Genomic DNA, 25,080 nt, shown 5'->3' with positions numbered 1-25,080 from the left:
GTAAGCAGCTCCTATTTTTGATGTCAAAAACAGGAGCAAAGCGTTTCAGCTGTCGAACTCAGTTGTCAATCACCCGCCGCGCAAAGCCCTGCAGGTAGTCCATCAGCCGCGTGGCCCCGCCCACTGCGGCCGCCTCGTCGCCGGTGGCGATGCCCTGGGCCAGCTCCAGGTGGGCCTGCGCGGCTTCCATGATGTCGCCCGCGTGCTGGTAGGCCACCCAGAAGCGGCGGCACTGCACGATCAGCGGCACCACGGCCTTGACGGCGGAATGGTTGTGGCTGGCCTGGTGGTTCACCTGGTCCAGCGCCAGGTCGGCGGCCATGTAGTCGGCCAGGTTGCCGCGCGCCGCTGCCTGCACCATTTTCTCGGCACAGCGCACGATGTCCTTGCGCTGCAAGGCGGTGGCGCGGCGGGCGGAGCAGGCCGCTATCAGGCATTCGAGTACGCGCCGCGTCTGCACCACATCCAGGTGGTCGGCCAGGTCGATGTTGGACACCAGCAGGCCGCGCCGGGGCTGCTGCACGATCAGCCCGATCGACACCATGCGCAGCAGCGCCTCGCGCACGGGGGTGCGGCCCAGCTGCGTCAGTTCGACCAGATCGCCCTCGACCACCGGGCTGCCGGGGGCCAGCTTCAGCGTGGAGATCAGCGTCTCAATGGCGTCGTAGGCCAGGTCGGCAGCGCGGCGCTTGGGCGCGGGGGAGGGCGGGGCTTTGGGCATGGTGCTTGGGTTTTGTACAACCCGATGGTAATCTCAAAAAAATATTTTAGATATGTTGCTAATATATTAATATTGCAGCCGAGAACCCACCACCCACCCATCTAACCAGGATTTACACCATGACACTGCCCCGCTGGAAAGGCATCTTCCCCGCCATCACCACCAAGTTCCACGCCGACGAGAGCATCGACGCCGAAGGCACCGCCCGGCACATCGAGTTCCAGATCGCCAACGGCATCCACGGCCTGGTCACCTGCGGCTCGCTGGGCGAGGCCAGCACCCTGACGCTGGAAGAAAAGCTGCAGGTTGCCGAGATCGCCCTCAAGGCCGCCAAGGGCCGCATCCCGGTGCTGGCCAATGTGTCTGAGACCAGCACCCGTGAAGCCCTGCGCTACATCGAAGGCGGCAACAAGCTGGGTGTAGACGGCTACATGGTCATGCCCTCCGTCATCTACGTGGCCGACGCCCGCGAAGCCATGCTCAATGTGCGCACCATGGCCGTTGCGGCGCAAAAACCCATCATGGTCTACAACAACCCGGTGGCCTACCGCGTGGATTTGAAGCCCGAGCACATGCAGGAGCTGGCCGACTGCGAATGGATTGTGGCCATCAAGGAAAGCACCGACAACATCCGCCGCATCACCGACCTGCGCAATTTGCTGGGCACGCGTTACCAGCTGTTCCTGGGCGTGGACGATCTGGCTTTTGAGGGCCTGGCCCTGGGCTGCGACGGCCTGCTGGCCGGTGTGGGCTGCGCCTTCCCGCGCGAGACCGTGGCCTTGTACGACCTGATGCAGGCTGGCGAGTGGGCCGAAGCGCTCAAACTCTACCAGTGGATGACCCCCATGCTGCACCTGGACGTGTCTACCAAGCTGGTGCAAAACCTGAAGCTGATCGACCTGCTGGTGGGTGTGGGCAGCGAGCACATGCGCCGCCCGCGCCTGCCGTTGATCGGCGAAGAGCGCGCTTATATTGAAGGCGTGGTGGCCAAGGCCCTGGCGACCCGGCCTACCAAGTACCAATCGGTCATGTAAATATGCAACGCATCCAGATCATTGATTCCCATACCGGCGGCGAGCCTACCCGGCTGGTGGTGGGCGGTTTCCCCGACTTGGGGCAAGGCAGCATGGCCGAGCGCCGGGCCGTGCTGGCCGCGCAGCACGACCAATGGCGGGCCGCCACGGTGCTGGAGCCGCGCGGCAACGATGTGATCGTGGGCGCGCTGCTGTGCGAACCGGTGGCTGCCGATGCGGCTGCCGGGGTCATCTTCTTCAACAATACGGGTTACCTCGGGATGTGCGGCCACGGCACCATCGGCCTGGTGGTCAGCCTGGCGCACATGGGCCGCATTGGGCCGGGCGTGCACAAGATCGAAACCCCGGTGGGCACGGTGGAGGCCACCTTGCACACCGACGGCTCGGTCAGCGTGCGCAACGTGCCCGCCTACCGTTTTGCCACGCAGGTGGCGGTGGACGTGCCGGGTTACGGTGTGGCGCATGGCGACATCGCCTGGGGTGGCAACTGGTTCTTTCTGGTCAACGACCACGGCCTGCGCGTGGCCAGCGACCAGTTGGCGGTACTCACCACCTACGCCTGCGCGCTCAGCGCGGCGCTGCGGGCCCAGGGCATCACCGGAGCCGATGGCGCGGAGATCGACCACATTGAATTGTTCGGACCGGACGACCAGGGTGCCGACAGCCGCAACTACGTGTTGTGCCCCGGCATGGCCTACGACCGTTCGCCCTGCGGCACCGGCACCAGCGCCAAGATCGCCTGCCTGGCGGCCGACGGCAAGCTGGCCCCGGGGGCGCTATGGCAACAAGCCAGCGTGATCGGCAGCCGCTTCGAGGCCTCGTACACCGTGGAGGGCGGCCAGGTGATTCCCACCATCCGGGGCCGCGCCCATGTGTGCGCCGAGTCCACCTTGCTGATTGCCGAAGACGACCCGTTTGCCTGGGGAATTTCTCTGGCATGAACCCGGACGTCATCGTCATCGGTGCGGGCATCGTCGGCGCGGCCTGCGCCCACGCCCTGGCGCAGGCGGGCCAGCGCGTGCTGGTGCTGGACGCGCGCATGGGTGGGGCCACCGGTGCGGGCATGGGCCACCTGGTAGTGATGGACGACAGCCCGGCCGAGCTGGCGCTGAGCCAGTATTCCGTGGCCCAGTGGCGGGCCCTGGCCCCGCAGATGCCCGCAGACTGCGCCTTCAGCGGCTGCGGCACGCTGTGGGTGGCGGCCGATGCGGAGGAAATGGCGGCGGCCGAAGACAAGCACCAGCGCCTGCACAACCATGGCATTGCCTGCCATTTGCTGGATACCCAAGCGCTGGCCCAGGCCGAACCCGCCTTGCGCCCCGGCCTGGCGGGCGCGCTGAAAGTACCGGGCGACGGCATTGTCTACGCCCCCAACGCCGCCCGCTGGCTACTATCAAAATACGAGCATCTCGTGCAGGTGGAATGGGCGCAAGTGGCCGAAATCGATGGCAAAAAAGTGCAACTGGCCGACGGCAGCACGCGCCAGGCCCCGCAGATTTTGCTGGCCAACGGCATCCACGCCACCACGCTGTGCCCCGGCTTGCCCATCCGCCCCAAAAAGGGCCATCTCCTCATCACCGACCGCTACCCCGGCACGGTGCACCACCAACTGGTAGAGCTGGGCTACGTGACCAGCGCGCACCACAGCGTGGGGCCGTCGGTGGCTTTCAATCTGCAGCCGCGCCCCACCGGGCAGTTGCTGCTGGGGTCGAGCCGCCAGTTCGACACCATGGACACCACGGTAGAGGCCGAGATGCTGCAAGCCATGCTGCAACGCGCACTGACGTATATGCCCGGCCTGGCCGACCTCAACGCCATCCGCAGCTGGTGCGGCCTGCGCGCCGCCACGCCCGACAGCCTGCCCATCCTGGGTGCCCACCCGCAGCGCGACGGCCTGTGGCTGGCCGTGGGGCACGAGGGCCTGGGTGTGACCACGGCCCTGGGTACCGCCCATGTGCTGGCCGCCCTGATGACCGGCGGCACGCCGCCCCTGGATGCAGCGCCCTACGGCCTGCAACGTTTTGCGGAGGTGGCATGCGCGTGAACCTCCACATCAACGGCCAGCCGGTTTCTGTACCCGCAGGTTGCTCGGTCGCCGCCGCGCTGGCCATCGCGGGCAACGGTGTGGCGCGCACCTCCGTCAGCGGTGAAGCCCGCGCGCCGCTGTGCGGCATGGGCATCTGCCAGGAATGCCGGGTGAGCATCAATGGCGTGCGCCGACTGGCCTGCCAAACGACCTGTAGCCCAGGCATGCGGGTGGAGGCCACGCGGTGACCCAGTGCGACATCCTCATCATCGGCGCAGGCCCTGCAGGCATGGCGGCGGCCTTGGCGGCGGCTCCCAGCGGCGCGTCGATTGCCATCGTCGACGACAACCCCGCGCCCGGCGGCCAGATCTGGCGCGACGGCCCCAACGCCCAGGTGCCGGTCGCCGCACAGCGCATGCGCGAACAACTGACATCTTGCAGCAATGTGCGCATCCACAGCGGGGCGCGCGTCATATCCGCCCCGGCTTCCCGCACCTTGCTGCTGGAAGATGCCGAGCATGGCTGGACCCTCCAGTGGAAAACCCTCATTCTGTGCACCGGCGCGCGCGAGCTGCTGCTGCCGTTCCCCGGCTGGACGCTGCCGGGCGTGACCGGCGCGGGCGGCTTGCAGGCGCTGATCAAATCCGGCTTGCCTGTGGCAGGTGAACGCATCGTGGTGGCGGGCAGCGGCCCCTTGTTGCTGGCCGCGGCGGCCTCGGCGCACAAGGCAGGGGCCAAAGTGGTGCGCATTGCCGAGCAAGCGGGGCTTGGGGCCGTGCTGGGCTTTGCTGCGAGGCTGGCCGGGTCGCCGGGCAAGGCATGGCAGGCACTGACGCTGATGCACCCGCAGTACCGCACCGGCACCCATGTAGTGGCGGTGCAAGGGCAGGGCAGGGTGCAGTCGGTGCAATTGCAGCAGGGGAGCCGCCGGGTCGAGATCGCCTGCGACCGCCTGGCCTGCGGCTTTGGCCTGGTGCCCAACACCCAGCTGGGCCAACTGCTGGGCTGCCGCCTCACGCCGACCGGGCTGGCGGTAGACGACTGGCAGGCCACCAGCCAGCCGCACATTTACGCGGCAGGGGAGTGCACCGGTGTGGGCGGCAGCGAGCGCGCCCTGGTGCAGGGCCGCATCGCCGGTCTGGCCGCCGTGGGCAACCAGACTGCAGCCCAGGCACTGTGGCCCGAGCGCAGCCGCTGGCAGGCCTTTGCCGGGCAGTTGGCGCACCGCTTTGCACTGGCTCCGCAACTGAAAGAATTGCCCCAGGCCGACACCCTGGTCTGCCGCTGTGAAGACGTGCCCTATGCTGCGGTGCAAGCCTGCACGGGCTGGACCGATGCCAAGCTGCACACCCGCTGCGGCATGGGGGCCTGCCAGGGCCGGGTTTGCGGCACGGCAATGCAGTTTCTACGCGGCTGGGAGCAGCCTGCACCCCGCAACCCCCTGGCACCCGCGCGCATTGGCACGCTTGCTGCTATACCGCTAAAAGGAGAATAAACATATAAGTTTTGCTTCTAGTTGTTCATATTCTCTACATATAGAAACACATTTCCCCCGTTGGAGCGGTTCCCGCACTACAGTGCGACCGTGACAAATCCCTTGTTCCACAACTTCCACTTTAGGACACCGTCAATGCCATCCACATTTACAAAAATCGCCCTTGCATGCGCCGCCACCATGGCCCTCGCCGGGGGTGCTTATGCCCAGGAACAAACCGTCAAAATCGGCGTGACCGGCCCCCTGTCGGGTCCCAATGCCTTCATCGGCAAGGACAACGAAAACGGCGTCCGTCTGGCCGTGGAAGACCTCAACGCCAAGAAAATCGTGGTGGGTGGCAAGACCCTGAAGTTCGAACTGGAATCGGAAGACGACCAGTGCGATCCCAAAGCCGGCGTGAGCGTGGCCCAGAAGCTGGTGGACGGCAATGTGAAGTTTGTGATGGGCCCGTACTGCTCTGGCGTGGCTATTCCCGCTTCCCGCGTGTACAGCCAGGGCAATGTGGTGGTGTCTACCGTCGGTAGCAACCCCAAGGTCACCATGGGTGGCTACAAGAATCTGTTCCGCATCATGGCGGGCGACAACGAAATCGGCGCACGCCTGGCCTTCTACGCGGCCAACATCATGAAGGTCAAGAACGTGGCCGTCATCGATGACCGCACCGCCTACGGCCAAGGCCTGGCAGACGAGTTCAGCAAAGAAGCCAAGAAGCTGGGCCTGAACATCGTGGGCAATGAGTTCACCACCGACAAAGCCACCGACTTCTCCGCCATCCTGACCAGCCTGAAGGCCAAGAACCCCGACGTGATCTTGCTGGGTGGCTACGCACCCCAGGCCGGCCCCATGCTGCGCCAGATGAAGTCGCTGGGCATCACTGCCAAGCTGCTGGGCGGCGACGCGATCTGCACCGCCGAACTGGGCAAACTGGCCGGTGAAGCCGCCACCGACACCGCTTTCTGCGCCCAGGGCGGCGCGGTGCTGGACAAGACTGCTGAGGGCCCTGCCTTCAAGGCCAAGTACAAGAAGCGTTTCAACATCGAACCCGATGCCTACGCGCCTTCGTTCTACGACCAGACCATGTTCGTCGGCCAGTCGATCCAAAAGGCCGGTACGGTCGATCCTGAAAAGGTCGGCGCCGAGATCTACAAGACCTCGTACAAGGGCATGTCGGGCACTTTCGCCTTTGACGAAAAGGGCAACCTGAAGGCCGCCCCGATCACCATCTACACCTTCAAGGCGGGCGCTCCTTCGGCTCTGGGTACGTACTGATCCCGGTCTGACCGTGTGATTTAAAAAGGCCGCTTTTGCGGCCTTTTTCACGCCATGTGTAAGGTGATGTTGCCCCTACACAAGAAGTTGTCAAGCCCATTGGTTCAATCACGGGCCGTAGATGGATTGAAAAGCAGATTTGTATTCCCACCGGGCTTGGGTTAAATTGTCACTGCCTGTGCAAACAGGCGCTCACCGGTAGGAGCCAATGCCACCTGACACTGTGCGATGGTGGTGTGCAGCAGCCCCGGTACTTAATGGAAGCAATCTCTTGCTTCCAACGCAATGGGGGACATCAATCTCTCCCTTGCAGCCCCGACGGCATGAACCGCAAGTTCGCCGTCAAGCCCGGCACCCGATGCGAATCGGATGCCGGGCTTTTAGTTTTTGGCACACCCCCTGGCTCCTGGCGCACATTCGCTTGCAGACCCTGCGCGGTCTGGCGGCAAAATGGGTGCTATGACATTTATACAAAACAAGTGGCTGCGCCGTGCGGCTTGGGGTGTGGCGGGGCTGCTGGGCCTGTGGGCTGTCACCTGGCTGGCGGTACCTGCACTGGTGAAGTACGAGGTGGAAAGAATCGGCAGCGCCACACTGGGCCGCACTGTCACCGTGGGCCGTGCCGACTTCCACCCCTGGACCCTGTTGCTGACCCTGGACGACCTCTCCATTGCCAGCGCCAAAGATGCCACGCCCCAGGTCCACATCCAGCGCGTCCTGCTCGATGCCGCGCTGTGGCAGTCGATTCGTCGGCTGGCGCCGGTGGTAGACGCAATCGCCGTAGACCAGCCCACCATCAAGGCCACCTACCTCGGCGACGGCCACTATGATTTCGACGATGTGCTGGCCAGGCTCAATACCCCGTCCGACAAGCCCGCGGGCGCACCGCCCAGCTTTGCCATCTACAACATCGCGCTCAAGGGCGGTTCGGTCGATCTGACCGACCAGACCTTCAAGACCACCCACACCCTGCGGGACCTGAACCTGAACCTGCCGTTTCTGAGCAACCTGGATTCGCAGCGCGCCATCCAGACCGAGCCGCACCTGGCCTTCAAGCTCAACGGCAGCAGCTTTGATTCTGCTGCCCAGTCCATCCCGTTTGACCCCAGCCGCAAGACCCACGCCCGCATCCGGCTCGACCAGCTCGACCTGTCTCCGTACCTGGCCTATCTGCCCGCCAGCCTGCCCGTGCAGTTGCAGGGCGCAGTGCTCAGTGGCGACCTGCAATTTGCGTTTGAGCAAACCCCCAAGATGTCGGTGGTGCTCAGCGGCACGGTGCAGGCCGAGCACCTCAAGATCGCCAACCCGCAGGGCGACAAATGGCTGGCACTGGACTCGCTCAAGGTGGCGCTGGACGAGCTGCGCCCGCTGGAGCGCAGCGTGAAGATCAGCGAGATCGCGCTGGGTGCCCCGGTGGTCGATCTGCGCCGCGACGCAGCCGGCCAGCTGCAATTCACCTCGCCCGCGAAAATTGAAAGTACTATAAAAAAAGTAGCTGCTCCCGCCGATGCAGCAAGCGCCAGCGCCGCAAAAGACTCCAAAGACGAAACGGGCTGGAAAGTCAGCGTCGCCAAGCTGGCCCTGCAAGACGGCACGCTGCGCTGGTCGGATGCCAGCACCCGCCCCACCGCCGAGGCGGCCTTGCACGGCGTGGCGCTGGAGGCCTCGGCCATCACCTGGCCCTTCACCCAACCGCTGGCGTTCAACGCGTCGGCGCAGGTCGAAGGCGGTACGGCTTCCACCACACCTGCCGATTTGAAGCTCTCGGGCACCGCCACCGATGTCGAGGCCACGGTCGATGCCACCCTGGGTGGCCTGCCGCTGGCCATCGCCGCGCCCTACCTGGCCAACACCCTGGAGTCCCGGCTCAGCGGGCAGCTGGGGGCTGATCTGCAGGTGCACTGGCAGGCCGCGGGCGCGCTGCTGGTCACGGCCAAGCAGCTCACGCTGGACCGACTGGCCCTGGGCGAAACGCCCGCGAAGGGCAAAGTGGCCGCTTCCAGCCTGTTCAGCCTGCGCCAGTTGCAGCTCAGCCAGGCGGTGGTGGATGTGTCCGCGCAGCGCGTGCAGATCGGCAAACTGGTTCTCACCGAGCCGCGCACCAAAGTGGAGCGCAGCACCGACGGCCATTGGATGTTTGAGCGCTGGCTGAAAACCCCGGCGGCCAGTGCCGACCCGAAGCTGTCCCGCCCCGCGCCCGCCAGCGCTCCCTGGTCGGTCAGCATTGCCGATCTGGCGTTGGACGGCGGTGCGCTGTCCTACCTCGACCAGTCGACCTACCAGCCGGTGGCCATGGACATCAGCGCGCTCAGCGTACAGATGAAAGACCTGGTGCCCGGCAGCGCCAAGGCTTCGCCCTTGAACATCAGCGCCCGCATCGGCGCCGAAAACACGCGCAACACCGAGCCGGGGCGGCTGGCTTTCAAGGGCACGCTGGCCCTGCAGCCGCTGGCCGTCGTGGGCCAGGTTGATCTGCTGCACCTGCCGCTGCATGCGCTGGAGCCGTATTTCGGCGCGTCGCTCAACGTGGACATCGTGCGCGCCGACACCAGCTTCAAGGGCCAGGTGGCCTACACCGCCAGCCCGGCCGGCCCGGTGCTCAAGGTCAAGGGCGACGGCACGCTGGAAGACTTCCGCGCCAACAACGGCGTGGCCATGGTCGCCATCCAGGCCAGTGCCCCCGCGGCACCCAGTTCCGCACCGCTGGGTGCTGCCGCTACGGCAGCGAAGGTGGCCGATGCCTCCAGCGAACAGGCCCTGCTGCGCTGGAAGCTGCTGAACCTGCGCGGGGTGGATGTATCCATGTCGCCCACCAGCCCCACCACCGTGGACGTGAAGGAAACCGCCCTCAGCGACTTCTATGCCCGCCTGGTGCTCAACGAAAACGGCCGCCTGAACCTGCAAGACCTGGTCAAGCCCAGTCCGGCCGACACCGCTTCTGCTACCAAAAAAGTAGCTGCTACCGCCCCCGCCATAAGCGCTAGCGCCCCCAAAGACATCAAAACAGAAACCGAGCCCGGCGGCGCGGTGGTGCGCTTTGGCGGCATCAGCCTGGTCAATGGCCGGGTGCTGTTCACCGACTATTTCATCAAACCCAACTACAGCGCCAACCTCAGCGCCCTGACCGGGCGGCTGGGCGCGTTTGCGTCGGTGCCCGTGGCTGGCACCGTGCAGATGGCCGACCTGGAGCTGCGGGGCCGCGTGGGCGACTCTGCCGTGCTGGAGATTTTGGGCCAGCTCAATCCCCTGGCCAAGCCGCTGGCGCTGGACATCAAGAGCAAGGTCACCGACCTGGAGCTGCCCAGCCTGTCGCCGTACAGCGTGTTCTACGTGGGCCACGGCATCGAGCGCGGCAAGCTCAGCATCGACGTGCACTACGTGGTGCTGCCCAACGGCCAGCTCACCGCCACCAACAGCATCGTCCTGAACCAGCTCACTTTTGGCGAACAGGTGCCGGGCGCGCCCAGCAGCCTGCCGGTCAAGCTGGCCGTGGCCTTGCTGGCGGACAGCAATGGCGTGATCAACCTGGACCTGCCGCTGTCGGGATCGCTGAACGACCCGCAGTTCCGCATCGGCCCGGTGATCTTCAAGATCCTGGGCAACCTGATCACCAAGGCCATCACCGCCCCGTTCAGCCTGCTGACCCACGCATTTGGTGGCGGGGCGGATGCGCTGGGCACGGTCAACTTCCCGCTGGGCAGCGCGGCCCTGGGCCCCGACGCCCGCGCGGGCCTGGACAAGGTGGCCAAGGCCCTGACCGACCGGCCCACCCTGAAGCTCACCGTGGTGGGCAGCGCCAGCCTGAATGCCGAGCGCGATGCCCTGCAGCGCGAGAAGCTGCAGCGCCGCGTCGAGGCCGAAAAGCGCCGCAACACCACGCTGAAGGGCACACCGCTGGAGGCCCCCAAGGAGGAGGGCGACGGCAGCGCGCCGGACGATCCCGCCACCACCGCGGTGTCGGACGCGGAATACCCGGCGTTGCTCAAGGCCATCTACAAGCGCGCCAGCTTCCCCAAGCCGCGCAACGCTCTGGGCCTGGTCAAGGACCTGCCGGTGCCCGAGATGGAGCAACTGCTGCTGGCCAATATGCCCGCCGACGGAGACGCCATCCGCCAGCTCGCCGTCCAGCGCGGCGTGGCCGTGCGCGACTACCTGGCGGCCAAGCAATTGCCGCTGGACCGGCTGTTTCTGGGCGCGTCCAAAACGGTGGACGAAGGCAGCGGTTGGAAGCCCCAGGCCGACCTGCAACTGGCCATGCCGTGATGCCAATCTGCGCTATTTACAACTCCGCCTGAAAAGCGGCGAAAATAGCGGTCTTGCCCGGATGCGGCCCCAGTGGCCGTTGGGCGCTTGTGGCCGAAGGGCCACTTGTTTATTTACCTTTAGCGGATACCGGCCATCTGGTGAAAACCTGGCTGGTGTCCGCTGGCTAACCTCCAAGAATAAGTCCATCCATGTTTGGTTTCTCCACTCCTAAAACCGTGCCTGCCCCTGTGTCTGAAAAGCCTGCTGTGACCACCAAATCCAACGAACCGCATCCGCTCGACGCCCTGACCGGCGGCGCTTTCTCGGCCCACACGGCGGGCGAGCGTGCCCAGCGCATCCGCGACTGGCTGGTCACCAACCCCAGCTACGAGCAGATGCATGAAGTGTTCCAGGAACTGAACGGGCGCGACCGCGGGGCCGCCAAGCCGCTGCGCGAAAAGCTCGACGAACTCAAGCGCACCAAGGGTGCCGAACTCATCGCCGCCGAATGGGCCCGCAAGGCCACCGCGCTGCTGGAGTTGCCGCGCCTGAACATGGCCGATGCCATGGCCTGGCAGCGCGATGCCGCCAAAGCCGGTGCCCCGCTGAGCAAAGAGCCACTGGCCGCCCTGCGCGTGCAGCTGGCCGACCGCGTCAAAGGCATTGAAGACCTGCAACACCGCGTGCAAGTGCAGCGCGAAGCCGCCGTGCTGCTGGCCCAGCGCATCGAAGTGCTGTCCACCAAGCCCTGGCGCGATGCCCAGACCGCCCTGGAAGTGCTGCGCAACGACGTACAACATTGGCAAGACCAGGCCACCGCCCTGGCCGCCGATACCAACTGGAGCAGCGTGGACGGCAAGTACCCCACCATGCTGGACGCCTCGCGCGGCCAGTTGCTGGTGGTGTGGGAAGCCTTCCAAAGCGCCCTGGCCCTGGCCGTGGCCGCCGATGCCGATGCCGCCGCGCCGCTGCCCCCGGTGAACGTGTGGGCCGACGAGGTCCGCGTGGCCCGTGGCATCCCGCTGGAAGCCGCCAAATCTGACAAGCCCGCCCGCGCCCCCAAGGCGCCGGTAGACCCGGCCCTGCGCGAGGCCGCCAACCTGGCCGTGCAAGCCGCACTGACCAAGGTCGAGCAAGAAGTGGCCGAAGGCCATGGCAAAGCCAGCGCCGGTGCCGCCGCCGCCCTGCGCAACGCCCTGAAAGAACACAGCCGCCTGGTCGACGACAAGCTGGGCAATGCCGCCCAGGCCGCCCTGGCCGCCGCCGGTGAGTTAGAGGGCTGGCAGCGCTGGCGCGCCGACCAACTGCGCGAAGAACTGCTGATCAAGGCTGAGGGCTTGTTGAAACGCCCCGAAGGCCACGCCCTGGGCGGACGCAAGATGCAAGACACGCTGCGCCAAATGCGCGAGCAGTGGAAGCAAACCGACCAAGGCGGCGTGCCCAACCACGCGCTGTGGAAGCGCTTCGACGAAGCCTGCAACGAAGCCTACAAGGTCGTGGAAGCCTGGCTCGACAAGGTCAAGACCGATGCCGTGGCCCATAAAGCCCAGCGCCTGGCCCTGATCGAAGAAGTCAAGGCCTGGGCCGCCGAGAACGTGACGGCCAAAGACGGTGACTGGAAGGGCTTCTCCCGCATCCTGCACCAGTTTGGCGACCGCTGGCGCGATGCCGGCCACCTGGGCGAAAAAGCCTTTGCCGAAATGCAGCCGCTGTGGAAAGAGGCCATCGGCCAGGCCGCCGCGCCACTCGAGAACTTGCAAAAGGCCAGCGTTGAACGCCGCCACGCCATGATCGAAGAAGCCAAGGTACTGGGTGCCGCCCCGGTGCTGCGCATCGACGCCGTCAAGGCCCTGCAGCAGCGCTGGCAGGCCGAGGCCCAGGGCGTGCCCATGGACCGCAAGTTCGAGCAAAAGCTGTGGGACGCGTTCCGCAAGCCGCTGGACGATGCCTTCAACCGCAAGACCGAAGAGCGCGAAAAATCCGCCTCGGCCCTGAGCGACCGCGACCGCATGGTGCTGGACGCCGCCAAGGCCCTGGATGCCGCCAACGCCACCGGCGATGCCCAAAAGATCCGCACGGCCGTGGCCGGTCTGGAAGCCGCGCTGCGTGGCCAGGCCCTGGCGCAGGCTGCGGTGCAAGCCGAGAAAGCCGAAGCCGTGGCCGAATCCGCCGTGCAGGCCGAAGCCCAGGCTGCTGCGCCGGTGTCGGAAGTTTCTGAAGAAAATCAGGCTCCAGCGCCCGCAGAATCAGCGCAGGAAGCTACAGAAACCGTAGCATATGCCGAACCCGCTGCCGAAGCCGCTCCGGTCGAACCGCCCAAGCCCGTGCGCAAGCCGGTGGTGGCCATGCGCGGCGACGACCGCCCCGGCATGAAGAAAGCCGAGCCCGCCGCCGCCGCAGGCCGTGGCGGCAAATTTGGTGACCGCAAGGACGGCCCACGCGGTGCGCCACGCCCTGGCGACAACAAGTTCGAACCGATCCGCAGCGAGCGCGGTGACCGTCCATCCCGTGACGGTGGCCGCTTTGGCGACCGCCCCGCGTTCGAAGACCGCGGCCCCCGCCTGGGTGACGCGGCCTTCCGCGCCCAGCGCGATGCCCTGGAAAACGCCCAGCACGCCCTGAAGAAGCTGGCCGCCCAGGCCCACGGCGAGGTCCTCACCGACCTGCTGACCGCCTGGGAAAAGCGCGATGTCGAGCAGTTGCCTACCGCCCAGGCCCTGGGTAGCAGCGTCAACGCCGCCACCCGCACCGCCTGGTCGCAAAGTATTTCTGCTGCCCCCAAGGCCGATGAAAAAACCACGGCCGAAGCCCTGTTGCGCTTGGAAATGGCCGCCGAAGCGCCCACGCCCGCCGAGCACATCAGCGCCCGCCGCATGCTGCAACTGCAGTTGCTGACCAAGCGCAACGACCCCGCACCCGCCCAAACCTGGGCGCAGGATGCGGCCAAGGTGCTGGCCAGCAACTTCGATGCCGGCAATGCCCGCCGGATGCAGACCGTGCTGAAGGTGCTGTTGAGCAAGCGCTAAGCTGCATGGGCGTGGGTGCAGCGCGCACCCCGAGCCATGTAAGTTGTTTCAGGTTCACCCGCCGTGCCACCCGCCACCACGCTATCGCCCGAGTTCGCGCCGCCGTTGGTGGCACCGGTGGACCGGGTGCGACCGGCCTGGCAGGGGGTGCTGGCCCTGTGCGTGGGCCAGGTGCTGCTGTGGGGCCTGGCCTTCGGGCTGACCTATAACGCCCCCGAGATCGATTCGGCCGAGCAGTTCATCTGGTCGTTTTCGATGGAGAGCGGCTACTGGAAGCACCCGCCCATGCCGTCGTGGATCATGCACCTGCTGCTGCAGGTGTTTGGCCCGTCGATCGCGCTGCCCTTTGTGGCCACCCAGGTCTGCATCGTGCTGGCGCTGGCGCTGACCTGGCGGCTGGGCTGCCACTTCATGTCGCCGCAGCGCTCCCTGGTCGCCATGGCCCTGACCTCGCTGGTGACCTACCACAACCTGGGCGGCGACAACTTCAACCACAGCCTGGTGGTGCTGCCGTTCCAGGCGGCCACCACGCTGTTTTTCTACCAGGCCACCCGGCGCGGCGACCTGCGGCTGTGGGCCCTGACCGGGCTGTTCGCCGGGCTGGGCATGCTGGTCAAGTACGTGGCCCTGCTGCCGATTGCCGGGCTGGTGCTGTACCTGCTGCTGGACCGCCGCCTGCACCACCGCCGCACCTGGCAGGGGCTGGCCATGGCTACGCTGGTGTTTGTACTGGTGCTCACGCCCCACGCCATTTGGCTCAAACAGACCAACTTTTTGCCCTTCCAGTACGCCCATTCGGTGGCCCAGCCCATGGCGGGCTGGCTCGCCGGGGTGCGCAGCCTGCTGGACTTTGGCCTGACACAGCTCTACCGCACGCTGCCCTTGCTGGCCTGTCTGGGCTATGTGTTTTGGCCCCGCAAAGCGGCGCACCTGGCCGCGGATGCCGCACTGCTACCGGTGCTACCGGCCCAGGAGCGCCTGTTTCTGTGGGTGACCGCACTCTCGCCCCTGGTGTTGACCGTCGTCTACGCCATCGCCAGCCGCACCGAGCTGCAGTCGCGCTGGGGCACCAACGCCTTCCTGTGCAGCGGCCTGCTGGTGATGGCCCTGGTGCGCCGCGCTGACAGCCCGCTCATGCTGCGCCGGGTGCTGGTATTTGTGGTGGCCACGCATGTGCTGTTGAGCGTGGGCATGACCGTCAGCAAGACCGTGCTGGCCGACCACCTGCACCGCAAGACCCGGGCGAACTTCCCTGGCGCGGTGCTGGCCCGCAATGCCATGCAGGTCTGGAAGGCCCATACCGACGCACCGCTGCGGCTGGTGGTGTCCGATATCTGGCTGGGCGGCAACATCGTGGCCCACAGCCCGCAGCGGGTGGCCGTGCTGATCGACGGCTACCTGCTCCGGTCGCCCTGGGTGGATGCCGATGCCGTGCGCGACTGCGGTGCGCTGGTGCTGGACAACCAGACCACCGGTGCCACCGGCGCGTCCGACAACAGCCCGGCCCTGAATGACCTGATGGCCCGTGCCACGGATACAGGCGTTTGGAACCTGCCCTGGGCGGTGTCGCAGCAAGAGGCCACGGACCAGGCCTCCGACGTGATCCGATGGGGTGTCATCCCGCCAGCGGCGCCGGGGGCTTGCAAAATCCACTGAACCCGCCAGGGCGCTCTGCCTGGGTGTACACCGTGAGGGCGCGCCGCGCGCGGGTGATGCCCACATACAGCGTGTTCAGTTCTTCGTCCGCGTCGCCGTGTGGGTCGGGGAACTCGCCTTGCGCCAGGTAGGGCAGCAGCACGGCGTCAAACTCCAGCCCCTTGACGCTGGTGATGCTGGCGATCAGCAGGCTGGCGGCTTTGTCTTTGGCGCTGGCCTGCTGTTTTTGCTCGGTGGTGTTGAGGTGCTGGAAGAAGCGGGCCGGGCTGGCAAAGCCCTCGGCCGCCTGGGCCAGCCAGGCCAGGTTCGATTCGGCTTCCACCCGGCGGCGGGTCGAGGTGAGCACATTGCGCACCAGCGAGGGTGCGTGCAGGGCCGCCAGCACCGCCGCCAGCAGGCCCGCCCCGGTATGGCTGCGGATGGTGTCTACCGCCGCTTGCAGGCGTTTGCGGGTGCTGGGCGGGGCATTGCGCAGCACCTGGTTCTCAAAGAACGATTTCAAGAATGTCGGGGCTACGGCCACGGTACGCACCGCGTCGTCCAGCAGGTCCTGCTGGCTCTCGTGCTCGCGACCGTCCACCTGGATGTGCGATTCGGCAAAAAACACCAGGGCGCGCAGGATGTTCTTGCGGGTCTGCTCGCCGGTGATGCTGGCCAGATCGTCGGTGGCCACCGCCAGCAGGCCGCGCAGCAGCAGCACCTCGGGGCGCTGCACATAGCTGTCGAAGCCCTGGGTGGTGTAGGGGATGCCCGCGGTGATCAAGGCGTTTTCGATCTGCACCGACTGGTGCGGATGGCGCAGCAGCACGGCGAACGCGTCCATCTTCCCTTTGGGCTGGGCCTTCCAGTGCTGGGCAGCTGCCACCACCTGGCGGGCGCAGTCGGCGTTGTCGGTGTAGCTGTGCACCGCGACGGTGGTGGCGTGGGGGGCCAGCGAGGCGTAGGGCTTGTTGCGGGCCACGGCACCCGCCAGCTTGGCCACGGCCGGGCTGAACCGGAAGCTGTGGGTCAGCGGGTAGCGCTGCACAGTGTGCGTGCTGTGTTCTTCCAGCGCGGAGCGCATGAACTGGGCGTCGGCACCGGTGGCTTTGTGGATCACCTGGTCGATGTCGCCCACGCCACAGAAGAAGCAGCGGTTGCTGGCCAGCAAGGCCTGCAGCAGGGTGAACATGGCCTGGTTCATGTCGTGCATTTCATCGACCACCAGCACTTTGACGGCCTGCGGCCAGGACAGGGTGTGCAGTACCGATTCGCCACCGTGCAGTAGGCGGGCCAGGTCGTAGGTGGCATCCTGCGGCCCGCGAAAAGCAGGTTTTTCGGGATTGGCGCAGCGGATGCGCTCGAACGCCAGGTAGATCTTGAGCTGGGTGTATTCGGTGCCTATGCTGTCGGCGTAGTCGGGCGATACGGCCTGCTCATCGCGCTGCAGCACGTCGCGCAGCGTGCCTTTGAGGATTTCGCCCTGCTGCAGGAACGCATCTGTCATGCCGTGGTCGCCCAGGGTGGGCATCAGCAGTTCGGAGCGCCAGCGGGCATCGGGGTGCTCGGCCACCTGCTGCACCGCCTCCCAGATGAGCGGGCTGAATTGTTCGGCCTCGGTATAGACCGGCACCTTGCCGCCTTCGAGCTCGGCCAGCACCTGGGTGCTGAAGGCTTCAAAGGTCTGGATACGCATCTGCTGCACCACCGCTGCGGGTACGCCGATTTTCTTTAAAGCGCCGCGCAAGGCTACACAGGCCGCGTCGGTATAGGTGAGCGCAAAGATCTGCTCGGCCCGGGTGCCCCGCGTCCAGGCCTCGGCCATGCGCAAGGCCAGTACCGTGGTTTTGGCGGCCCCCGCATTGGCTTCCACGATGGCCACCCGCGCCGGGCTGATCTGGATCGCCGTTTGCTCCGCTGTGGGCGTGAGGGCTTTGGGGACGAAGTGCGCGACGGTTTTGGTGGAGGTCATGGTGGGGATATTCTTGCCGCAATAAAAAAGGCTCCCGAAGGAGCCTTTTGCTGGGGAGCCGTGATCAGACCCGTTTACGGTATTCGCCAGTGCGGGTGTCGATTTCGACCTTGTCGCCCTGGGCCACGAAGATCGGCACGCCGAACTCGAAGCCGGTGGCAATCTTGGCGGGCTTGAGCACCTTGCCGGACGTGTCGCCCTTGACGGCGGGCTCGGTCCAGGTGATTTCGCGCTGCACGCTGGTGGGCAACTCGACCGAGATGGCCTTGCCGTCGTAGAACACGACTTCCAGTTCCATACCGTCTTCCAGGTAGTTCAGGGCGTCGCCCATGTTTTCGGCTTCGACTTCGTACTGGTTGTACTCGGTGTCCATGCAGATGTACATGGGTTCGGCAAAGTAGGAGTAGGTGCACTCTTTCTTGTCGAGGATGACCTGGTCGAGCTTGTCGTCGGCTTTGAACACCTGTTCGGTGTTGAAGTTGGCGATCAGGCTTTTGAGCTTCATGCGCACGGTGGCGGAGTTGCGGCCGCCACGGCTGTATTCGGTTTTCAGGACGACCATCGGGTCTTTGCCGTGCATGATGACGTTGCCAGCGCGGATATCTTGGGCGATTTTCATAGCATTTTCTGGGGTGAGGGCCGCTCAATGCTTCTCAAGGAAGATGTCTGCGGCGGGTAGGGCAAAACATCGCGTTTGCCAAAGCAGCCCATTTGGGCAAAGCCCTGGATTTTAGCCGGTTTCGGGGTTGAATTGGAGCAGCTGGGTCACCAGGTCGGCCTGCTGCGCCAACCGGGTACGCAAAGTCTGGGCCCATGGGCTCCAGCCTTGCAGCGCCAAGGCGGGCAGGGAGCTGGCTTGCAGCCCATTCCACACCCGGTGGAATTGCCGCAAAGTGGCCGGGGCCTGGGCCATGTCCAGAAAGGCTTCCAGCTTGGCGTGGTGGGCGGCGTCGTCTTGCGGGTAGATCTGCCAGACGAAGGGCTTACCGGCCCAGATCGCCCGGACCAGCGAATCTTCGCCGCGCACCAGGTTGCAGTCGCTGGCCCACAGCAGGTGGTCGAAGTCGCGCTGGCTCAGGGCGGGAATGTATGAAATTGATAGCTTCTCACGCTGATGGAATGGGCGCTGGAGCCACTTTTTATCTAAAAGTGCAGCCTGCACGGCCTGGGTCGCCCGACCGGCGGTGACGAGCAGGCGGGTGGGGGTTTCAGCACCGGCAAGCTGTTCCAGCAGTGCGGCCAAGGCTGGCGGCTCGTAGCAGAACAGGCTGACGATCTGCTCGCCCATTTGCCGATCCGGTAGGCCGTGCAAGCGCAACCAGGCCTGCGCATCGAAGTCGGCTTGCCGCTGTGCCAGGTCCGCCTCGCGCAGCAGACCCCCGGTGCGGGTTGTAAAACCCGGGTAAAAAAACCACTTCTGCCTACCCTGCGCCGGGCCGTCGCGTACCAGCGAGGGCAGGGCGTGGCAGCGTTCCACATAGGCTTCGGCCGACAGGTATTCCAGATTGATCCACAAGGGTTTTAGGCCGTTTGCGCTGGTGTGGTGGGCGCAAGCAGCTACGAATTCAGGAGCAATGGTGCAGCCGAAGGCTTCCACCCACACGTCGCTGGGGGCCAGGTTGTGCACCGCCAACGGTTGGGTCCAAAGACGCACCTCCACGCCGGGGCAGCCCTGCGGGACCATCCAGGCCAGGGCTGCGGGATCGTCCACCCACAGCCGCACCTGCACGCCGCGCGCTGCCAGGTCCGCACTGAGCCGCCAGCACACGCCGATGTCGCCAAAGTTGTCGATCACCTCGCAGAAGATGTCCCAGCGCGGCGGTGTCACGTGGGCCAGTCCAGTTTGCCGCAGGCGTCGATGTGGGTCAGGTACAGGCGCACGTCGAATTCGAGCTGGTGGTAGTCGGGCTCCATATAGGTGCAGAGCTGGTAGAAGGGTTTGTCGTGGTTGCGCTCCTTCAGGTGCGCCAGCTCGTGCACGGCGATCATTTTCAAGAAGGGGTCGGGCACGTCCTTGAACAGGGTGGCGATGCGGATTTCGTGCTTGGTCTTGAGCTTGTTGCCCTGCACCCGCGACACGGTGGTGTGCGTGCCCAGCGCGTGGTGGTAGACGTGCAGCTTGGCATCAAAGCCCACTTTGTTGATGGGGGCGGCGTTGCGCAGGTGCTGGGTTTTGAGGTCCATCACATACTCGAACAAGGCTTTGTCGGTGCGCACGCTGTGGGCGCGCGGGTATTTTTTGAGCAGCAGCGCACCCAGCTTGTCGTCGGCCAGCAGTTGCTGCACCTGGGCGGTGACGTGGGCCGGGTAGGCGGACAGGTATTTCAGGGGATTCATGGGGCAAAAGAGGGAGCGCAACCCAGGATTGTCCACAATACAGGCTATGTCCGAGATTAATCCTGTTGAACCGCCTGAAGCGCCGTCCGTAGCGCCCGTCCACTCCGAGCAGTTGCTCAGTGAAGTCGCTGCCTTGCCCGCCTTGCCCGGCGTATACCGCTACTTTGATGCGGAAGGTACCGTGCTGTACGTCGGCAAGGCCAAGAATCTCAAGAAGCGCGTCACCACCTATTTTCAGCGCGACCACGGTGGCACCCGTATTGGCCACATGGTCAGCAAGATCGCCCGCATGCAGACGACCGTGGTGCGTTCCGAGGCCGAAGCCCTGCTGCTGGAAAACAACCTCATCAAGACGCTGCACCCCAAGTACAACATCTTGTTTCGTGACGACAAGAGCTACCCGTATTTGAAGATCACCGCCTTGCCGGCTTCCTCGCCGGGCTTGGCCGAGGCCAGCGCGGTGACCTTCCCGCGGGTGGCCTATTACCGGGGATCGGTGGAAAAGAAGCACCGTTACTTTGGCCCGTTCCCCAGCGCCTGGGCGGTGAAGGAGTCGATCCAGCTGTTGCAAAAGGTGTTCCGCCTGCGCACCTGCGAAGACACCGTGTTCAACAACCGCACCCGGCCCTGTTTGCTCTACCAGATCAAGCGCTGCTCCGGCCCCTGCGTCAATTTGGTGTCGCCGCAAGACTATGCACAGGACGTGCTGAATGCCGAAAAATTTTTGGACGGCGAGACCCAGCAGGTCCTGCAGGCGCTGGAAGTCCGCATGATGGCGCACGCCGACCAGCTGGAATTCGAGCAGGCAGCCGAGCTGCGCAACCAGATGAGCGCCCTGTCTACCGTGCTGCACCAGCAGTCGGTGGACAACGTGTCCGACAAGGATGTGGACATCCTGGCCGTGAAGGTGCAGGGTGGCCGCGCCTGCGTCAACCTGGCCATGGTGCGCGGCGGGCGGCATCTGGGTGACCGGGCCTACTTTCCCACCCACGTGGAAGACGCATTTTTCATGGGCAGTGTGGATGTGGAGGGCGAAGAGGTCGTCCAGACGGTGGAGGTGCAGGTGCTGGAGGCCTTCATCGCCCAGCACTACATCGAAATTCCGATCCCCCCGGCCCTGATCACCAGCGTCCCGGTCGGCAAGGCCTTGCTGGATGCCTTGTCGTCGCAAAGCGGGGTCAAGGTGACTGCGGTGCACAACCCGCGCGAGCAGCGCCGCGTGTGGCAGGAAATGGCCCAGAAAAATGCCGGTCTGCAACTCGCCCGCCTGCTGGCCGAAGAAGGCTCGCAGCAGGCCCGCACCCGGGCCCTGGTGGATGCGCTGGACCTGGCGCCTGACGACCTGGATACTTTGCGTATCGAGTGTTTCGATATTTCACACACTGCCGGAGAAGCCACCCAGGCCTCCTGCGTAGTGTTCCAGCAGCACAAGATGCAGAACTCGGAGTACCGCCGCTACAAGATCGAAGGCATCACGCCGGGCGACGATTACGCCGCCATGCGCCAGGTGCTGACGCGGCGCTACAGCAAGTTTGGCGTGCAGGCCGAAGCCCCTGCCGAGCCCCCCGCTGGGCGTATGCCCGACCTGGTGCTGGTCGACGGCGGCAAGGGCCAGGTGTCTATGGCCAAGGCAGTTTTCGAGTCGCTGGGGCTGGATCTGGGGCTGATCGTCGGGGTGGAAAAGGGCGAAGGCCGCAAGGTGGGGCTGGAGGAATTGGTATTTGCCGACGGCCGAACCAAAGCCACCCTGGCCCGTGATTCGGCGGCGTTGATGCTGGTCGCCCAGATCCGCGACGAAGCCCACCGTTTCGCCATCACCGGCATGCGGGCCCAGCGCGCCAAGGTCCGCGTGGGCGGCAGCAAGCTGGAGGACATAGCGGGCATCGGCCCGAAAAAGCGCGCCAGCCTGTTGCAGCGGTTCGGCGGCATCCGGGGCGTGGCGGCTGCGGGTGTAGACGATATCGCCAAAGTTGACGGCATTTCACGTGAATTGGCCGAAGAAATATACCGTGCACTGCGCTGATCTGGCCGTGCTGGCGGCATGACACAATCAAGCCATGTTTTGGACCATCCCCACCATCATGACCTGGACGCGCATCGTCGCGATCCCTTTGATCATTGGTGTTTTTTACCTGCCCATCAGCGAGGCGAGCCGCAACCTGGTGGCCACGGTGATGTTCGTGGTGTTTGCCGCCACCGACTGGCTGGACGGATATTTGGCCCGCAAGCTGAACCAGACGTCGTCGTTTGGAGCCTTTTTGGATCCGGTGGCAGACAAGTTTTTGGTCTGTGCCTGTGTGCTGGTGCTGGTGCACCTGGGCCGCGCCGATGTGTTCGTGGCGTTGATCATCATTGGCCGCGAAATCGCCATCTCGGCTCTGCGCGAATGGATGGCGCAGATTGGCGCATCCAAAAGCGTGGCGGTGCACATGATTGGCAAACTCAAGACCGTCTCGCAAATGGTGGCGATTCCATTTTTGCTATACGACGGACGTTTGTTCGGGGTGGTGGATACGCACCTGTGGGGTGTCTGGCTGATCTGGGTTTCGGCGGTCCTGACCATCTGGTCAATGGTTTACTATCTACAAAAAGCGTTGCCTGAAATTCGGGCGCGGACGAAGTGAAGAATGTCGGCTGCACAGTGCTGGTGCGGGCCAGAGGCCGGTTTGGCCGCTTGGCAGGGCCGATTTAAAAAGTGTCGCGGGGGTTCAGAGACCGGGCCAAAAACGGTCTAGAATCCGCCTCCGCGCCGCTTGAATGCAGTTTGCCGGATTGATACCATGCAAGCCCATGGTTTTAATTGTCTAAGCAGTGGTTGCTACAAAGTTTCGTTTTTTTCTGTCTTGTCTTCTGCGCACTGCAGTCTGCAGTACAGGCGAAAATTTTTGAATATCGTGGTCTGAATAAATTTGAGCGAGGGGCTCCTTGTGAACAAAACGGAATTGATTGAACACATCGCAAAGCATGCTGACATCTCCAAAGCAGCGGCTACACGCGCTTTGGAATCCACCATCAGCGCGGTCAAAACGACGCTGAAAAAAGGCGGCACCGTGTCCCTGGTAGGATTCGGCACCTTTGCGGTGGGCAAGCGTGCCGCACGGGCCGGGCGCAATCCCCGCACCGGCGATGCGATTAAAATCAAGGCCGCTAAGGTTCCCAAATTTCGCCCAGGCAAAGCATTGAAAGATGCGTTGAACTGAGGTTTGTGTTTCAGGTGGGGTGCTTAGCTCAGTTGGTAGAGCAGCGCCCTTACACGGCGTAGGTCGGCGGTTCGAGCCCGTCAGCACCCACCACCCCCACCCGGCAAAGGCGAACAGATTGTTCGCCTTTTTTGTTTTTAAGCATGGGCGTCGTGCCCATCGTGTTTTTCAAAAGAGTTCTGCCATGTTTGATTTCGTCCGCAAGCACACCAAGATCATGATGGGCTTGATGTTCTTGCTGATCATCCCGGCCTTTATTCTGGTGGGTGGCAAGGAGAGCTTTCGGCGCTTTAATGAAGGCGGCGATACGGTGGCCAAGGTGGCCGGGCAAGAAATCAAGCAGGCCGATTGGGACAACGCCCACCGTACCGAGGTGCAACGCATCATGGCCGCCCAGCCCGGTACAGACCCCAAATTGCTGGACTCACCGGAAGCGCGCTACGCCACGCTGGAAAACCTGGTGCAGCAGCGCGTACTGGCCGCTGCCGCCGACAAGTTCCACCTGGTCACCAGCGACAGCCGCCTGGCCCGCAGCTTGCAAGAAGACCCGACCATCGCGTCGCTGCGCAATCCCGACGGTTCACTGGACATGGCGCGCTACAGCCAGTTGCTGGCTGCGCAGAATATGACCCCGGCCATGTTTGAAGCCCGGGTGCGTACCGACCTGTCGCAACGCCAGGTGGTGGCGGGCGTGGCGGGTACGGCGTTCAGTTCGGGCGCTGAAGCGGATGTTGCGCTGAATGCCCTGTTTGAAAAACGTGAAGTGCAAGTGGCCCTGTTCAAGACCGCCGATTTTGCCGCCAAGGTTAGCCCCACCGATGCAGAACTGGAGTCCTGGTACAAAGACCACCCGGCCTTGTTCCAGGCACCGGAACAAGCGACCATCGAATACGCCGTATTGGACATGGATGCCGTGAAAAAAGGCATCCAGCCCAACGAGCAGGACCTGAAAACCTATTTCAAAGAGAACGCCGATCGTCTGGCTGGCAAGGAAGAGCGCCGTGCCAGCCACATTCTGGTCAATGCGCCCAAGGATGCCCCGGCCGACGAACGCAAAAAAGCCCGCGCCAAGGCCGAAGAACTGCTGGCCCAGGTCAAAAAGAACCCGGCCAGTTTTGCCGAAGTGGCCAAAAAGAACTCGCAAGATACCGGCTCGGCCGTGAAGGGCGGCGACCTGGATTATTTTGGCCGTGGTGCCATGGTCAAGCCATTTGAAGATGCCGCCTTCGCATTGAAGAAGGGGGACATCAGCGACATCGTGGAGTCGGATTTTGGCTTCCACATCATCCAACTGACCGACATCCGCGCCCCCAAACAGCGTAGCTTTGAGGAGATGCGCCCCGAACTGGAAGCCGAGCTGAAGAACCAGCAAGCCCCGGCCAAGTTTGCCGAAGCTGCCGATGCGTTTACCAACGGCGTGTATGAACAGGCTGACAGTCTCAAGTCGGTGGCGGATCGCCTCAAGCTGAATGTCCAGACCGCATCGCTGTCCCGCACGCCTGCGCCCGGCGCCAAAGGCGTGTTGGCCAATGCCAAGTTTCTGAATGCGATTTTCTCTTCCGACTCCATCGAGAAGAAGCGCAACACCGAAGCGGTAGAAACCGCGCCCAACCAACTGGTGGCCGGGCGTATCACCCAGTACACGGCTGCGCACACACTGCCTTTTGCCGAAGTCAAAGACCAGGTGCGGGTACGGGTGGTGGGGGCACGTGCAACCGAGTTGGCAAAAAAGGAGGGCCTGGAAAAACTCGTGGCCTGGAAGGCCAATCCGGGTACTGCGACTTTGTCCGCACCATTGCTGCTGTCGCGTGAAAACGCCCAGCAGCAACCGGTACAGGTCGTCAATGCCGCCCTGCGGGCCGATCTGTCCAGCCTGCCAGCCTGGGTGGGCACGGATCTGGGTGAGCAGGGTTACGCCATTGCCAAGATCAACAAACTGGTGCCGCGTGATGTGCCAGCCGATGCCCTGCTCAAGCAAGGCCGTGAGCAGTACAGCCAGGGCTGGGCCGGTGCCGAGAGCCGTGCCTACTACAACACGCTGAAAGAACGCTTCAAGGTCAAGATCAACGTGGCCAAACCGGCAGCCAAAACTGGTATTGATGCAGGATGATGGCTTAATT

The 25,080-nt window shown here is 64.4% G+C and carries 18 protein-coding genes and 1 tRNA gene; 14 read left to right on the top strand and 5 right to left on the bottom strand.

Features of this window, described 5'->3' with window-relative positions; all coding sequences use genetic code 11:
- Positions 1 to 58: 58 nt before the first annotated feature.
- Positions 59 to 721, bottom strand: coding sequence for a GntR family transcriptional regulator (locus AB3G31_RS15525; RefSeq protein WP_367846982.1), 663 nt, complete (start codon positions 719 to 721; stop codon positions 59 to 61).
- 119 nt (positions 722 to 840) lie between these two features.
- Here AB3G31_RS15525 and AB3G31_RS15520 point away from each other — a divergent pair, with 119 nt between their 5' ends.
- The 9 genes from AB3G31_RS15520 to AB3G31_RS15480 all read left to right on the top strand — a co-directional run bounded on the left by AB3G31_RS15520 (position 841) and on the right by AB3G31_RS15480 (position 15,472).
- Entirely contained in the window at positions 841 to 1,755 is a 915-nt protein-coding gene (locus AB3G31_RS15520) for a dihydrodipicolinate synthase family protein (RefSeq protein WP_367846981.1), read from the top strand.
- A 2-nt stretch (positions 1,756 to 1,757) separates the two neighbouring features.
- Positions 1,758 to 2,696, top strand: coding sequence for a 4-hydroxyproline epimerase (locus tag AB3G31_RS15515; RefSeq protein WP_367846980.1), 939 nt, complete (start codon positions 1,758 to 1,760; stop codon positions 2,694 to 2,696).
- Positions 2,693 to 3,799, top strand: a complete 1,107-nt coding sequence (locus AB3G31_RS15510; protein WP_367846979.1) for an NAD(P)/FAD-dependent oxidoreductase — start codon at positions 2,693 to 2,695, stop codon at positions 3,797 to 3,799. Before AB3G31_RS15515 ends, AB3G31_RS15510 begins: the two co-directional genes overlap by 4 nt.
- Positions 3,796 to 4,029, top strand: coding sequence for a (2Fe-2S)-binding protein (locus AB3G31_RS15505; RefSeq protein ID WP_367850360.1), 234 nt, complete (start codon positions 3,796 to 3,798; stop codon positions 4,027 to 4,029). Before AB3G31_RS15510 ends, AB3G31_RS15505 begins: the two co-directional genes overlap by 4 nt.
- The gene (locus tag AB3G31_RS15500; protein ID WP_367846978.1) at positions 4,026 to 5,276 is read left to right on the top strand and encodes an FAD-dependent oxidoreductase; all 1,251 of its coding nucleotides are present in this window, start codon (positions 4,026 to 4,028) and stop codon (positions 5,274 to 5,276) included. The genes AB3G31_RS15505 and AB3G31_RS15500 overlap by 4 nt, the downstream gene beginning before the upstream one ends.
- Before the next feature lie 135 nt (positions 5,277 to 5,411).
- The gene (locus AB3G31_RS15495) at positions 5,412 to 6,545 is read left to right on the top strand and encodes a branched-chain amino acid ABC transporter substrate-binding protein (RefSeq protein ID WP_367846977.1); all 1,134 of its coding nucleotides are present in this window, start codon (positions 5,412 to 5,414) and stop codon (positions 6,543 to 6,545) included.
- A 459-nt stretch (positions 6,546 to 7,004) separates the two neighbouring features.
- Entirely contained in the window at positions 7,005 to 10,808 is a 3,804-nt protein-coding gene (locus AB3G31_RS15490; protein WP_367846976.1) for a DUF748 domain-containing protein, read from the top strand.
- A 191-nt stretch (positions 10,809 to 10,999) separates the two neighbouring features.
- The gene (locus tag AB3G31_RS15485; RefSeq protein ID WP_367846975.1) at positions 11,000 to 13,816 is read left to right on the top strand and encodes a DUF349 domain-containing protein; all 2,817 of its coding nucleotides are present in this window, start codon (positions 11,000 to 11,002) and stop codon (positions 13,814 to 13,816) included.
- A 63-nt stretch (positions 13,817 to 13,879) separates the two neighbouring features.
- Positions 13,880 to 15,472 (top strand): glycosyltransferase family 39 protein, encoded by a 1,593-nt coding sequence (locus tag AB3G31_RS15480; protein ID WP_367846974.1) that lies wholly within the window; start codon positions 13,880 to 13,882, stop codon positions 15,470 to 15,472.
- On the opposite strand, the gene AB3G31_RS15475 is transcribed toward AB3G31_RS15480, so the two are convergent.
- The 4 genes from AB3G31_RS15475 to AB3G31_RS15460 all read right to left on the bottom strand — a co-directional run bounded on the left by AB3G31_RS15475 (position 15,432) and on the right by AB3G31_RS15460 (position 19,760).
- Complete coding sequence (locus tag AB3G31_RS15475; protein WP_367846973.1) at positions 15,432 to 17,423, bottom strand: 3'-5' exonuclease; 1,992 nt, start codon at positions 17,421 to 17,423, stop codon at positions 15,432 to 15,434. The two genes, AB3G31_RS15480 and AB3G31_RS15475, sit on opposite strands and share 41 nt — an antisense overlap.
- A gap of 64 nt (positions 17,424 to 17,487) precedes the next feature.
- On the bottom strand, positions 17,488 to 18,042 hold the full coding sequence (gene efp, locus AB3G31_RS15470; RefSeq protein WP_367846972.1) for an elongation factor P: 555 nt from the start codon (positions 18,040 to 18,042) through the stop codon (positions 17,488 to 17,490).
- A gap of 111 nt (positions 18,043 to 18,153) precedes the next feature.
- Positions 18,154 to 19,251, bottom strand: coding sequence for an elongation factor P maturation arginine rhamnosyltransferase EarP (gene earP, locus AB3G31_RS15465; RefSeq protein WP_367846971.1), 1,098 nt, complete (start codon positions 19,249 to 19,251; stop codon positions 18,154 to 18,156).
- Positions 19,248 to 19,760 carry a YgjP-like metallopeptidase domain-containing protein gene (locus AB3G31_RS15460; protein ID WP_367846970.1) on the bottom strand — a complete coding sequence of 171 codons (513 nt, stop codon included), beginning with the start codon at positions 19,758 to 19,760 and terminating at the stop codon, positions 19,248 to 19,250. The genes earP and AB3G31_RS15460 overlap by 4 nt, the downstream gene beginning before the upstream one ends.
- Before the next feature lie 46 nt (positions 19,761 to 19,806).
- On the opposite strand from AB3G31_RS15460, the gene uvrC reads away from it, so the two are divergent.
- From uvrC to AB3G31_RS15435, 5 genes are all read left to right on the top strand, one after another.
- On the top strand, positions 19,807 to 21,783 hold the full coding sequence (gene uvrC, locus AB3G31_RS15455; RefSeq protein ID WP_367846969.1) for an excinuclease ABC subunit UvrC: 1,977 nt from the start codon (positions 19,807 to 19,809) through the stop codon (positions 21,781 to 21,783).
- Positions 21,784 to 21,817: 34 nt separating this feature from the next.
- Positions 21,818 to 22,384, top strand: a complete 567-nt coding sequence (gene pgsA, locus AB3G31_RS15450) for a CDP-diacylglycerol--glycerol-3-phosphate 3-phosphatidyltransferase (RefSeq protein WP_367846968.1) — start codon at positions 21,818 to 21,820, stop codon at positions 22,382 to 22,384.
- Positions 22,385 to 22,687: 303 nt separating this feature from the next.
- Entirely contained in the window at positions 22,688 to 22,960 is a 273-nt protein-coding gene (locus AB3G31_RS15445; RefSeq protein ID WP_295957592.1) for an HU family DNA-binding protein, read from the top strand.
- Between the two features lie 17 nt (positions 22,961 to 22,977).
- A tRNA-Val gene (locus AB3G31_RS15440) sits at positions 22,978 to 23,053 on the top strand.
- Positions 23,054 to 23,144: 91 nt separating this feature from the next.
- Positions 23,145 to 25,070: a SurA N-terminal domain-containing protein gene (locus tag AB3G31_RS15435; RefSeq protein ID WP_367846967.1), complete on the top strand. Its 1,926-nt coding sequence runs from the start codon at positions 23,145 to 23,147 to the stop codon at positions 25,068 to 25,070.
- Positions 25,071 to 25,080 lie beyond the last annotated feature (10 nt).

It is taken from the genome of Rhodoferax sp. WC2427 (assembly GCF_040822085.1).
In the GTDB taxonomy this organism is placed as follows: domain Bacteria; phylum Pseudomonadota; class Gammaproteobacteria; order Burkholderiales; family Burkholderiaceae_C; genus Rhodoferax_B.
This window is presented reverse-complemented; position numbering and strand designations above follow the sequence as displayed.

Excerpts from the sequence above, each read along its gene's own strand:
- AB3G31_RS15525 (WP_367846982.1), bottom strand. The coding sequence starts at position 721 with ATGCCCAAAGCCCCGCCCTCCCCCGCGCCCAAGCGCCGCGCTGCCGAC.
- AB3G31_RS15520 (WP_367846981.1), top strand. The coding sequence starts at position 841 with ATGACACTGCCCCGCTGGAAAGGCATCTTCCCCGCCATCACCACCAAG.
- AB3G31_RS15515 (WP_367846980.1), top strand. The coding sequence starts at position 1,758 with ATGCAACGCATCCAGATCATTGATTCCCATACCGGCGGCGAGCCTACC.
- AB3G31_RS15510 (WP_367846979.1), top strand. The coding sequence starts at position 2,693 with ATGAACCCGGACGTCATCGTCATCGGTGCGGGCATCGTCGGCGCGGCC.
- AB3G31_RS15495 (WP_367846977.1), top strand. The coding sequence starts at position 5,412 with ATGCCATCCACATTTACAAAAATCGCCCTTGCATGCGCCGCCACCATG.
- AB3G31_RS15490 (WP_367846976.1), top strand. The coding sequence starts at position 7,005 with ATGACATTTATACAAAACAAGTGGCTGCGCCGTGCGGCTTGGGGTGTG.
- AB3G31_RS15485 (WP_367846975.1), top strand. The coding sequence starts at position 11,000 with ATGTTTGGTTTCTCCACTCCTAAAACCGTGCCTGCCCCTGTGTCTGAA.
- AB3G31_RS15475 (WP_367846973.1), bottom strand. The coding sequence starts at position 17,423 with ATGACCTCCACCAAAACCGTCGCGCACTTCGTCCCCAAAGCCCTCACG.
- efp (WP_367846972.1), bottom strand. The coding sequence starts at position 18,042 with ATGAAAATCGCCCAAGATATCCGCGCTGGCAACGTCATCATGCACGGC.
- AB3G31_RS15460 (WP_367846970.1), bottom strand. The coding sequence starts at position 19,760 with ATGAATCCCCTGAAATACCTGTCCGCCTACCCGGCCCACGTCACCGCC.
- uvrC (WP_367846969.1), top strand. The coding sequence starts at position 19,807 with ATGTCCGAGATTAATCCTGTTGAACCGCCTGAAGCGCCGTCCGTAGCG.
- pgsA (WP_367846968.1), top strand. The coding sequence starts at position 21,818 with ATGTTTTGGACCATCCCCACCATCATGACCTGGACGCGCATCGTCGCG.
- AB3G31_RS15435 (WP_367846967.1), top strand. The coding sequence starts at position 23,145 with ATGTTTGATTTCGTCCGCAAGCACACCAAGATCATGATGGGCTTGATG.